This window comes from Gynuella sp., assembly GCF_050297175.1.
Classification (GTDB): Bacteria; Pseudomonadota; Gammaproteobacteria; order Pseudomonadales; family Natronospirillaceae; genus Gynuella.
The window spans coordinates 31,606-44,365 of record NZ_JBNKSF010000045.1 but is presented as its reverse complement, the minus strand read 5'-3'; the positions used below and the strand labels follow the sequence as shown (position 1 = coordinate 44,365).

General features: G+C 45.7%; 7 protein-coding genes and 1 pseudogene. 4 read left to right on the top strand and 4 right to left on the bottom strand.

Going from position 1 to position 12,760, the window contains the following annotated elements:
* Positions 1 to 2: 2 nt before the first annotated feature.
* Positions 3 to 1,301, bottom strand: coding sequence for a hypothetical protein (locus ACQY6I_RS18955; RefSeq protein ID WP_428243077.1), 1,299 nt, complete (start codon positions 1,299 to 1,301; stop codon positions 3 to 5).
* A gap of 523 nt (positions 1,302 to 1,824) precedes the next feature.
* Between ACQY6I_RS18955 and pflB the strand changes: the two genes are divergently transcribed.
* Entirely contained in the window at positions 1,825 to 4,089 is a 2,265-nt protein-coding gene (gene pflB / locus ACQY6I_RS18950) for a formate C-acetyltransferase (protein WP_428243076.1), read from the top strand.
* Positions 4,090 to 4,172: 83 nt separating this feature from the next.
* On the opposite strand, the gene ACQY6I_RS18945 is transcribed toward pflB, so the two are convergent.
* Positions 4,173 to 5,798 carry a sensor histidine kinase gene (locus ACQY6I_RS18945; protein ID WP_428243075.1) on the bottom strand — a complete coding sequence of 542 codons (1,626 nt, stop codon included), beginning with the start codon at positions 5,796 to 5,798 and terminating at the stop codon, positions 4,173 to 4,175.
* 116 nt (positions 5,799 to 5,914) lie between these two features.
* The gene (gene trmL, locus ACQY6I_RS18940) at positions 5,915 to 6,397 is read right to left on the bottom strand and encodes a tRNA (uridine(34)/cytosine(34)/5-carboxymethylaminomethyluridine(34)-2'-O)-methyltransferase TrmL (RefSeq protein ID WP_428243074.1); all 483 of its coding nucleotides are present in this window, start codon (positions 6,395 to 6,397) and stop codon (positions 5,915 to 5,917) included.
* Positions 6,398 to 6,871: 474 nt separating this feature from the next.
* Between trmL and ACQY6I_RS18935 the strand changes: the two genes are divergently transcribed.
* The 3 genes from ACQY6I_RS18935 to ACQY6I_RS18925 all read left to right on the top strand — a co-directional run bounded on the left by ACQY6I_RS18935 (position 6,872) and on the right by ACQY6I_RS18925 (position 11,862).
* Positions 6,872 to 7,705, top strand: coding sequence for a hypothetical protein (locus ACQY6I_RS18935; RefSeq protein ID WP_428243073.1), 834 nt, complete (start codon positions 6,872 to 6,874; stop codon positions 7,703 to 7,705).
* A gap of 336 nt (positions 7,706 to 8,041) precedes the next feature.
* Entirely contained in the window at positions 8,042 to 8,245 is a 204-nt protein-coding gene (locus ACQY6I_RS18930; RefSeq protein WP_428243072.1) for a YgaP family membrane protein, read from the top strand.
* A gap of 713 nt (positions 8,246 to 8,958) precedes the next feature.
* Positions 8,959 to 11,862, top strand: coding sequence for an EAL domain-containing protein (locus tag ACQY6I_RS18925; protein ID WP_428243071.1), 2,904 nt, complete (start codon positions 8,959 to 8,961; stop codon positions 11,860 to 11,862).
* Between the two features lie 232 nt (positions 11,863 to 12,094).
* On the opposite strand, the pseudogene ACQY6I_RS18920 reads toward ACQY6I_RS18925, so the two are convergent.
* A pseudogene (locus tag ACQY6I_RS18920) lies at positions 12,095 to 12,684 on the bottom strand (IS5 family transposase); the annotation flags it as partial.
* Positions 12,685 to 12,760 lie beyond the last annotated feature (76 nt).

The window sequence follows — 12,760 nt, the reverse complement described above, 5'->3', positions numbered from 1 at the left end:
TTTTAGAAATGGTATTGGATGGTGATGGCGCTCAGATTACCACCTAGGCCTTTATGAAGGTGTTTGGTTGATGGTGGTGTCGTTGGTTTGACAGGCATCCTCAGATTATAGTGTGCTGCACGGTAGTTGTTGGAGTTGTCTGCTTTCTGGGAGTCAAGCCCGATTAGCTGGCTGGTCGATAATTGCAGTTCGAGGTCGTGCCAACGTTTGCTGATGGTCATTGTCAGGGTCGTCGTCAGGGCTGACTCCTGAGTTGGTTGTTGGTCAAGTGTTGTGAGCGTCACGATACTGCCTTCGAATAATGGCTGCCAGGCTTGTAGCTCTCCATTGATCTGCCAATAATCAATTCTGGCACCTAAAATGAACGTGGTATTCCAGGGCTCGTTGAACCCGTGCCAGTTTGCATGAATACCCTGGCTGAGCGCGCTGATATTGCCATTCACCTGCTGAACCTCAGTAATATAGTTGTTCCCGGTAATCTCATCACCACTCCACACCTGGCCGCTCTGGTCAAGCTGTATGGCGTTGGCATGGAGACCGATGCTGCCGTTGGATAATAGCGGCAGTATTTCAAAACTGGCAGACCACATTGTCAGATAACCTTCAGTGTGGGTCAGCTTGTTGTCTTCCTTAAGTTGAATTGGATGATGGGATAATTTGATTTGAAATACCGGTCGTTCTGAGCGGTTAGTCAACCATGCTGAAATATTGAAATCCCGGTCACCCACTAAAATATCCAAACGCTGGTGACAATTGTTCCAGCGGCTATAGATCCCCTGAACCGACGAGGACAGTGTGGCCGTTCGACCAAAATCATCCTGGTAATTAAAATCGTAATGCTTACGACTGTGATAGTAACCAAGCTCGGTATTGGTTGAGATGTGGGTGCTAATATTTAGCAGTTCCGGACCAATCTGGCCAGATAGCATCTGGTTATGCCACTCGCCCTTCCAGGAGCCCGTCACTGTCGAATTGGAGGTGTCAGACTTGAGAAACTGGTCACCAAGTTTATAGCGCCAGAGTGCATTCTGATGATTGATCTGTAAGCCAAATCGCGAGTTGTCTGTAATGGACTGCTCTATTGTTAATGTGTTGTTGTCATTGATGTGCTTTGCTTTTCGGGTTTGTACTAGATGCTCTGTTTGATAGTTCCAGCGAATATAGTCGTCTTCTGGTGGGCACAATTCTGACATGGCAAATGTATCTGTAGCCCATTGTAATGGCTGGGTAATTTGATCTACTGGCTGGGAATTTGAATAGACTGGCAGAGCAGAGAGCATTATCAAAGTAAGGGACGACAAGCTTGGATTTCCTGGTGATGGTGCAGTGCTAACGATAGCAGATTTGTGTCATTACCACTGACATAATAATGCTGTAATAAAATTACAAAATAATAAATGTCAAGGGCTATTTTTGCGTAATTTCGCTGATAACGGATTGTTCTCAATAGCGAATATTCATTGTCTGCTATCCTGAACCCCTGTTTTTATGGGGGTTTTGCGTAATTTCGCGCATAGGAAAATCACAAACGGGGTTGGCCGATAAAAAACGTAGTTTTATTACAAAATTGATTGTCAGGGTGATCTGTGTCAATTCGAATCGCCGACTAAGGTCTAATCTTTCCGGTGTAAATTGATCGGGTGATCTGATCAATCGGGAGAGTTCGTGCCAGGCCTGTCCAGCTGTTATCGGTAATCTGTAACATACGTTCAGGAATGTATCGCTCTTCGAGGCTCGGCTTTCATGTTTCATCTAATTGCTGACTCGACCCGGACTCTCCTTTTTTACCAGTTTTTTTTATAAATATTTCCCGAGGAGATGTTCATGTATACAGACGATTTTGCCGCAGGTGTAGGTGCTAAAGAAGCCTGGGAAGGCTTTGTGGCAGGAAGCTGGCAGCAGGAAATCAATGTCCGTGATTTCATTCAGTTAAATTACGCTCCTTATGACGGTGATGATCAATTTTTGGCTGCTGCCACTGATCGTACCCAAAAAGTCTGGGCACAGGTCATGGAGCTGATGAAAGAAGAAAACCGTCTGGGCGGTCCATTGGATTTTGACGTGGACAATCCAGCGACCATCACTTCTCATCCGGCCGGTTATATTGACCAGTCATTGGAAAAGATCGTCGGTTTGCAAACTGATAAGCCTCTCAAGCGCGCTATCATGCCATATGGTGGTATTCGTATGGTTGAAGGAAGTTGTGAGGTGTATGGCCGTGAACTGGATCCGGTCACAAAAGCGTTTTTCTATGCTCATCGCAAAACCCATAACCAAGGTGTATTCGATGCGTATACTCCTGAAATTCTGGCCTGTCGTAAGGCGGGTGTGATTACTGGTTTACCTGATGCCTACGGTCGTGGCCGTATTATTGGTGATTACCGTCGGGTAGCGTTGTACGGTGTTGATCGTCTGATTGAAGGGAAAAAGGCTGAAAAAGCAGCAAGCGCTCCTGCAAATATGGATGAAGATATCATTCGTCTGAGAGAGGAACTGAGCGAGCAGATAAAAGCTTTGCAGGAAATGAAAGTGATGGCACAGAGCTATGGCTTTGATATCAGCAAACCAGCCAAAAATGCAACCGAAGCCGTACAGTGGACTTATTTTGCATATCTGGCAGCAGTGAAGAGTCAGAATGGTGCAGCAATGAGCTTTGGCCGTGTGTCCACCTTCCTGGATATTTTCATTGAGCGCGATCTGAAAAGTGGCGTTTTGACTGAAGAGCTGGCGCAGGAATTGATCGATGATCTGGTGATCAAACTGCGTATGGTACGGTTCCTCAGAACCCCTGAATATGATGAGTTGTTCTCTGGTGATCCAACCTGGGTAACTGAAGCCATTGGTGGTATGGGATTGGATGGTCGTTCACTGGTGACTAAAAACAGTTTCCGCTTCCTGCATACTCTGTATAACCTGGGTCCGGCTCCTGAACCTAATCTGACAGTCCTGTGGACCAATCAGTTACCCGAAGGATTTAAGCAGTTCTGTTCCAGAGTCAGTATTGATACATCATCCATTCAGTATGAAGGTGATGATCTGATGCGCGATAAGTTTGGTGATGACTATGGCATTGCCTGCTGCGTATCGGCAATGGCCATTGGTAAACAGATGCAGTTCTTTGGCGCCCGTGCCAATCTGGCAAAAACCATGTTGTATGCGATCAATGGTGGTCGTGATGAGAAGTCCGGTGCCCAGGTCGGTCCTGAAATGGCCGTTATGGATGCTGAGGTGCTGGAGTATGACAAAGTGGTGGAACGCTTTGACTACTACATGAAGTGGTTGGCCAGTACCTATGTGAATGCTCTGAATATCATTCACTACATGCATGATAAGTATTCTTACGAATCTGCGTTAATGGCTCTGCACGATCGTGATGTGCTGAGAACCATGGCGTGTGGTATCGCCGGGCTTTCAATTGCAGCCGATAGTTTGAGTGCTATCAAGTATGCCACTGTCAAGCCTGTTAAAAGTGAAGCCGGTTTGGTGGTTGATTATGTCATTGAAGGGGATTTCCCGAAATTTGGTAACAATGATGAGCGGGTGGATAGTATTGCTACGGCTCTGGTAGAGAAGTTCATGGACTATGTTCGTGAAAACCCAACTTACCGGAATGCCAAACCGACGCAAAGTGTACTGACCATTACTTCCAACGTTGTCTATGGTAAGAAAACCGGTTCAACACCGGACGGCCGTAAAGCCGGCGAACCATTCGCACCAGGTGCCAACCCGATGCATGGTCGTGATACTAAAGGTGCGCTGGCATCACTGTTATCAGTGGCCAAACTACCTTATGAACACGCAGAGGATGGCATCAGTTACACCATGAGCATGGTACCGGCAGCCCTGGGTAAAGAGCGCCTGGCCCAGGTGAAAAACCTGAGCAGTGTTCTGGATGGTTACTTCAATGCCACAGGCCACCATGTCAATGTGAACGTGTTGAATCGGGAAATGCTGTTGGATGCCATGGAGCGTCCGGAAGAATATCCGCAGCTGACCATTCGGGTATCTGGTTATGCGGTCAACTTTGTAAAATTGACCCGTGAACAGCAGCAGGATGTAATCAGCCGTACTTTCCACGGTCAGATGTAAGTTCTGATCGCTTGGCAACCCCGGCGGTTGCCGGATGATAAAAAAAGGAAGCAGTTTTGCTTCCTTTTTTTATGGATGTCTCGTTAGTGGCGTTCCATTGATTCTGCAGAAGGGGGACTTTCTGTATTGCTTGGAAAAGTAATCAGACAAGCAGTGCCTTTACCTGGTTCGGTTTTAACATCTATCTTGCCATGAAGTTTCTGAGTTACCAGATTGTAAACAATGTTCATGCCGAGGCCGGTACCGCCCTGGCTTCTACGGGTTGTAAAAAATGGCTCGTAGACTTTAGCTTTGGTGGCGGCGTCCATGCCTGTGCCGAAATCACGGACCTGAAGTTGAATCAGGTTGTTCACATGATGACAGGAGACAACGATGTCACCGGTTGTCTGTCCCTGATTATAGGCATGAATATAGGCGTTCATAATTAGATTGGTCAGTAGCTGTGCAATGGCTCCGGGATAGGTTGTGACAGTCAATGACTCATCCAGATCCAGTTTGATCGTTACTTGTGAACGTTTCATCTGTGGCTGTAGTGAACGTACGAGCGTGTGTATATAAGAGTTCAGTTGCACTGTTCTGAGTTCTTCATGGGTCTGGTCGACGGCAACTTGTTTAAAGCTTTCAATCAGTTCTGCGGCGCGTTTCAGGTTGTCGCTGAGAATCTGACAGGATTCTTCGGCAGAAGTCATAAAACTGTCCATTTGCGTGCGGGTCAGTTCATTTTCAGTGAGTTGTCTGGCGACCTGTTGTATCTCTTCCCAGAGAAAGCTGTTTGCGGTGATAGCCACTCCAAGAGGCGTGTTGACTTCATGTGCTACTCCGCTGACCAGCTCTCCGAGAGAAGCTAACCGTTCCTGTTCGATCAGTTCCTGCTGTGCCAGTTTTAGTTTTTCCAAAGATTCGAGCAAATGATTATTTGTGATGAGTAGTTGTTCTGTTCGCTGATGTACTTCTGCTTCCAAATTTTTGTGATGCAACATAATTTGTTTTTCCCGTTCCCTCAGTCGTTCCAGTAGATGGTGATATTGATGCAGTAGATCAGACAGTTCGTTGTTCTGCAGTCCATCATGAGTAATGGAGATATCATCAAGATGAATTTGCCCGGCACGATAGTGAGCAAGACCTTCGCTGAGCTTGCTGATTGGTGTGGAGATATTGCGAGTCAGCATGCGGTGGTAAAAAAAAGCGGTAAGTGCCAGAGCCAGAAGTCCAATGCTTGTCTGTACTTTCAGCGCCGGCATGAGCCCTGCCCAGATGCCCTCACTGGTAATTGTAAGAGCGACATGACCGATCAGTATTTCTTTGGGTTTCAGGCCCAGATAAACAATACGGTTATAGTAAATGAGTCGACTGTTTTGCGATTGTAGTCCTTCTTCGGCAAAAGAAAGATTATGCAGAGGGGTGATTTCGCCATACTGGGCGATGACCTTCAAAGTATCATCGCTAATAATGACGCCAGAGACGTGGGGATTTAGCAGCATGGTTTTTGCCAGAGAGTTGATGGCTTCATCATCAAAATTCCAGAGTGACTGAGATAGGATCGGTCGCAGAGTGCGCATCATCTGGTTGATGCTTTGATACTGATTTTCCACCTGCAATCGGTAAATAAGATAGAATTCGGACACAATCACTGAAGACGAAATGATTGCGAGGATCAGTATTACCCGATACATCAATTGTCTTGCAAGACGGGAGTTCAACAATCTCATCACGACTCCAAGGCTGGCAGGATAATGAGTAAGCCTTATGGTCATTGTTACGATAGCGTGTCATCACACAAAAGATCTGGAGTAATGAACTGACCAGAGGCTATCAAAAATAATAGCTATATTGCATTGGGATATCCAAGTTCTCCCCAGACATGATAGACCATAACCGCCACTGCATTGGATAGATTCATACTACGGCTGTTTTCCCGCATGGGTAACCTCAATAGTTGTGTCATTCCCAACCCATCACGAATACTTTCTGGTAACCCTCTGGTCTCAGGGCCAAATACCAATGCATCATTATCCTGGAAGGTTGTCTGGCTGGGCCATTGAGTGGCTTTTGTGGTGAGGCCGAAGATCCGTTTCGGGTCGCCGTGCCATTGTTCGGCATAATTGTGTTGGAAAGATGCCCAGTCGTCATGATTACAGATTGAGGCATATTCATGGTAATCGAGTCCTGCCCGTCGAAGTAGTTTGTCATCCATTGAAAAACCAAGTGGATGAATCAGATGCAGCTGCACACCTGTATTGGCACATAGCCGGATGATATTTCCGGTATTCGGGGGAATTTCTGGCTCAAATAACACCACATGTAACATAAAAAACCTCAGTACTGATTAATCAGGCAGATGTTGATCGATTGCAGTGAATGTGTCCATGCTTGTGTCATGTGTAACTCCTCTGGACATTAGGTAGAGACGAAAAAAGCGACAGAGACTCTGAACGTTGGATTCGGTGGCGATGAAAGTTGTTAAGTCGCGGACAAAATGACCGATAAAAGACATAATGGTAGTGACCGCAATGATGATCGCAGAATATAAAAAAATAGAATCCTGATGACAAACATCTGCAGGGTGGGGGTGTTATAGAATCTCTGAAACCGGTATTGGGGATGTTTCTGAGGCGTCAGTCAGGAGTGTGACCAAGTGAGAAGTTCTGTTATCAAATGGATGAATATTTTCCATTAGTCGATTCTGAGGCTTTAATGGTATATAGACTTTAATAATATATAGCGGTCATGAACGCCAAATGTTTGAATATGGAATACGGTATCGCACTTATGGGGAAATACCATGGTTAACAACCAGCAATTAGGCAGTCTGTTGGTTGCCCGCAAGCTGATCAGTCAGCAGCAGTTGGAAAAGGCCTTGCGTGTTCAAAAGCAGAATCACGAACAGCGTTTGCTCGGGCAGATACTGGTTGAACTCGGATTGGTTAACTATTCTGACTTACTGCGAGTAGCCAACGAAGAACTGCATATCCCCAGAGCGGAAGCGGTTATGAAGATCCGGGCCCGACTCAAAGCGCAGGCCAAAGCTTTCTCCGAACCGACTGAGGATGCAGAACCGGAATCCGCTATGGGCAGTGAGTATGCGCAACCTGGCAAAGATTTCCCTGAAGTGGATCTGGGGGAAATCGAGTCGTTACCGGGTACTCGTGGTGATGAGCTGCAGCTCATCATCATGATTCAGGATATGTTGGTAGAAGATGAACTTCATGATTCCAGAATATTTATTGAGGACGGACTGCAGAGTTTTCCGGAATCCAAACGTTTGCAATGGTTGCAACTATGGCACCGCATTAAAACGCATGGCTGGGTACACTTCATCAATGAATATGAAGAACTGGATGTTCAGGATAAACAGAATCAGGCATTCCAGATTTTGAATGCTTATCAGTTCTTGGCCACTGGTCAGTTTGCCAAAGCGCTGCCAATGCTGGAAACTCTGAGCGGTGCTGGGCGAAAGGGCAAGAGTTATCGACTGTATCTGTTGGGTTATTGCCTGACGAAGTTGGAACAGGTAAGCAAAGCGAATGAAGCGTTTTATCGATATGTTCAGGAAAATAAAGGCAGTGAAAACCGTTGGGTGGTTACCGCAAGAGGGTACTTAAATTCAAACCGGTGAACTGTACTCAAGAGACCGATTACACTTTTTCCGTAATGACGCTTGGTTAAAAAAAGTAGCAATGTTGTAAGCGTGGCAAATGATGGCGGTATGGGACTGTTTGATTACCTTGCAGAAACTGTATTTGCCAACTTAATATCGTAATATCCAATTTGAGAAAATGAGGGAAAGTGTTTTGTTGTTGCGATAACAAAGCATCTTTGAGTGAGAGTGACCCAGAAAGCTCCTCTTGTATTTCGACATCCGGTTTATCTAGAGCTTTTGCAATGAGATCATTGACTATAAATTAGAATATGCTAATTTATAGTTTATCTAAATAAATCAGGATTTTGAACCATGAATATTGATCGCATTGTTATGGCATTTGCAGGCTTTGTCATAATGTTAAGCCTGCTGTTGTCGCAAATTCATCATCCCTATTGGTTATTTCTGACAACCTTCGTCGGGCTGAATCTTTTCCAGGCTGCTTTTACCGGTTTCTGCCCTCTTGCCCTGATTCTCAAAAAAGTCGGCGGTAAAAGCGGAGCGGCTTTCAGCTGACCGATACTGTCCCCCCTGTTGTTTCAAAACGCCACTTCAGCCAGTCTGTCAAAGGTTGGCTGGAAAAACATTCTCAGACATATTCACGTTGATTATCTCCTATTTTGATTGCTTTCCGATATTTAATGCACCTGTATCGACATTAGCTGCTACGTACTATACTGTGAAAATGCATCTGGTGGATGCCAGTTGTGTGGGAACCGGTATATGATCAGGGCGACGCAATAAAATAAGTGGTATTAAAGAACTGTGTACCAATATTGCTGACAGACCCTGCGTTGTTCTGACAAATATTTCTTACAGGGTACACAATATTTATGGCCTCGTCAGAAGCGCTGTCAAAATTGTTATCTAACGGATTATTCAACGAGGATCTGGTGGCCAGTCTGCTTGCGGGCTGGCCGTCGTCTGCTCTAATTATTACGAACTCTGATGACCAGTTCCGAATTCTCTATCACAGTGAGTCTACTGGTAAATGCTTTAGCTTGACGGATTCACAACTGAGTGCAGCCCATTATCTGCATGAGTTATGTGAGGAGCTTAACAATGCAGTTCTGGGTACTTGTTTGGAGTCAGTGCGTCAAAAGGGAAGCTGTGCTCATATCATTGGGCTTGGGTCTTCCAGTAAAATACAGCATGTTATGATTGCTTTACCCCATCCTACATCTGATCTTGTCGCGCACATCTTTTCCCCCCTCAAAAATAGGACACAAGTGAATTTAGCTGATGACGCTGGTCATGAAAATCCTATGCATCTGTCTCCGTTCGTTTCCCAGTCGATATTCGAACAGATTTCAGAGGGTTTGTTTCTGTTGGATCTGTCGGCTTCGCGACAACTGGTGGTGCATTGGATGAATCCGACAGCCGAGCGTTATATGGATCTCACCAATAAACAGGCTCAGGGACGAACTTTGCAAGAACTGATGCCGATTGGGTTTCAAGCTCAGTGGGCTCTCTATGAACAGGAATTTGTTCAATCCGAAGCCTCTTATCGGTTTACTGCCTCTCTTGTACTCAGAGATCAGCAGCGTTATTTTGATATTACCCTAACATATATTAAGGATTTACAGGACAAACTGCTCTTTGTTGTTGGTCTTGCTCGTGATGTTACCAAGGTAACAGTTGTCGAAGAGGAGCGAGCCAGAAAGGCTCAGGAATTTCGCACGCTGATTGAAAACTCTCCTGATATGATCATTCGCTATGACAAAGAGGCCCGTCGATTGTATGTCAATCAGGCCTATCTGCGGATAACCGGGCTGAGTGCCGAAGAATCTATTGGTCGAAAGCCCTTGGATATCGACAATGTAGGGAACCAGGCCGAACGATTAACCGCATTTATCAAAAATGTAGCTGTAACTGCTGTGTCTGGAGTGATAGTGATGCATTTTCAGGCGGTTGATGAAAAAGTCCATTATTTTGAAATGCGTGGCGTGCCGGAGTTTGATGGATCTGGTGATGTTACCAGTGTCCTGCTCATCGGACGGGATATCACGGAGCGATATGAAAACCAGAACCGTCTGTTCACCAGTGAACAGGCATTTCGAACGCTGGTGGAAAACTCTCCAGATGCCATTGCCCGTTATGACTTGGAGGGTCGTCGGGTGTTCGTTAACAAAGCCCTTACAGAATTGGTTGGGAAAAGCGCGGAAGAGTTGGTTGGAAAAACGCCTTTAGACGATAATCTGGGAGGAGATGATTCCCGAGGGGTTTATAATACGATTTTGCGGGTGGCGGCTACCAAAACTCGTGAAACATTGTCCATTTGTCTGAATACCAAACGCTTCGGCAAACGTTACCTGGATCTGATTCTGACACCCGAGTTTGATCGTAGAGGAGACATCAATGAAATACTGGTGGTGTCCCGGGATATCACTGCTCACAAGGAGATTGAAGAGCAGTTGTATCGGAGTGAGCAGACTTACCGCACGCTGGTGGAAAACTCTCCAGATATTATCTGTCGGTACGATTGTGACCGTCGCCTGATTTATGCCAACCCATCATTGGCAAAGCTGGTGGGAAAGCCTCTCAATGAAATGTTAGGAATATCGCCGGCAACGGCAAGGCAAAAAATGGTGGAGCAAGGACAGCTAAAGGCCAGTCCTCAGTCCAGAGTGGATGAGGCATTGGTCGAAGTACTGAAGACAGGTAGAAACCTCAGTCTGGAGACAAAAATTTTACGTCAGGATGGGGTGTTGGTTACTGCTCTTGTGCGTTTTGTTCCGGAATATGATCGTGATGGAGAGCTGGTTAGTGTGCTCGCAGTAGCGCGTGATATATCCGATATTCATGAATACCGTCAGCAGGTGAACCGCCTATCGTACTATGATGTTTTGACCGGGTTACCCAACCGTACCCACTTCAGTGACACAGTTGATGATGTGCTGAGTCAGGCCAGTGAGCAGAATTGCCGTGTGGGTCTTATGATGATTGATCTGGACCAGTTTAAGAATATCAATGACAGCCTAGGTCATGCTTCTGGTGATTATCTGCTGAGTAAGATGGCAGAACGGCTACTGGATAAAGTAGGAGACGGTGATATTGTGGCCCGGCTTGGTGGAGATGAATTTGCCATCCTGATTCCGAATGATCCAAGCCGAGATATCGTTCGCCATAAAGGACAGGATATTTTAGATATCATTCGAGAGCCGCTCCTGATTAATGATCGGGAAATCTCTGTTACGGCCAGTATCGGCGCCTGCATTTATCCAGATGATTGTGTTTTCACAAGTGAATTTGTGAGTTCTGCGGATTCGGCTCTGTTTCATGCCAAGGACTCCGGACGTAATACACTGTGTTTTTATCATTCCGGCCTGACCGTTCAGGTTCGGGAGCGACTTGAATTGGAAAACGATTTACGCAAGGCCCTCACCAGGAATGAAATGCAGTTGTTTTTTCAGCCTCAAATTCATCTGCACAGCGGAGAAGTGATTGGTGCCGAGGCACTGATCCGTTGGCAACATTCAGAACGAGGATTGGTTCCACCTGATCGTTTTATTCATATTGCTGAAGAGAATGGTTTCATCGTTGAACTGGGCGAGTGGATCATGCGTCAGGCTTGCATGACTGCGCTGCGGCTTAATCAGGATCGTAGCAATCCGCTGGTGATTTCCGTCAATCTGTCGCCACGACAGTTTGCTGATCCAGAGATATCCGCCATGGTCTTGCAGGCATTGTCAGATACCGGCTGCAACCCTAAATGGATCGAGCTAGAGATCACTGAAGGTATTCTGATGGATCATCGGCATGATGTTATGAAATCCCTGCAGGAGTTGAAGGAACCGGGTATGTCAATTGCTATCGATGATTTTGGCACCGGGTATTCTTCCCTGGGCTATTTAACCCGCTTTCCAATCGATACCTTAAAAATCGATCAATCATTTATCAATCAGATCTTGGAATCACAACAAAGCGCCGTATTGATTCGTACGATTGTTTCCATGGCGTCCAGTCTTTCCATGCACACCATTGCCGAAGGAGTGGAAACCCGTGAGCAGGCTCATAAGCTTGTGGAAATGGGTTGTGAAAAAGCACAGGGGTTCTATTATGGCCGCCCCATGCCGATCAAAAAATTCGAACTCTATCTACAACACCAGTCACATTTCAAACCCATATCCTGAAATGGTTTTTCACAACCAATCAATTAATCGTTAGTGTCATTTGTTTCCTTAAATCCAAAACTCATGTTTTTGCTCCGCGATCCAGAGGCATAGTGGCTTCCGGTGTTTTCAACCGGATTTATGGATCTAAATCAAACCGGTCAGCAGCGTGACCAAGTGGATGAACGATCATGCCAACTACATCAGTCCCTGGTTAAGCCTGGCAGAAACAGCGATCAATCATGATGGTCAACTAGGACCTATCTGCAGTAATGAGTTTATCTGCAATCAGTGAAAAACTGATAAAAAATTCAAGAATCACATCCAATTTATCAAAACGACTGAAAATTCTTCTGACCCCTTTCAGTCAACGAAACGAACGCTCTACCTCATTTCGTTTCTTGTACATTTCCTTGTCGTACTCCCAAGGAGGGATTCGATTCGCCTTGGGTGCTACAACAGGAACTTTGCCCAGATTCAGCACCAGTTGGCGCGTATCATTTCCTTCATATGCTTTATCCATTATAACGCTTGTGCCGTCCTTTCATGGTTCTCAGCAACGTTCGCCCCTCTAGCGTGACCAGGAGATAAAGAAAGCATCACAACGCTTTGAGCATCCGACGCATATGAATTTTAGTTGTCTATCCACTTCTTGATTTCTCAATAGCTTGTGGGTCGTTTTTCTTCAGCGCTCCTGTACATCGGAATGTACTTTGACGATCGTGCTATCAAGCGAAGCCTGATCGACCTGAATCTTGATAACGTCCACCGCTTGAAGTGCTGAAAAACATGATCCGAAACACCCTTCTTGGCCCAGCGATTAGCTCTCAGAAAAATGCTGTAACTGGCTAACTGTTTGAATTTGTGGATTGGCGAAATATTCGGATTAGGGGCATGCGATAGAGGAAACTACCTACTC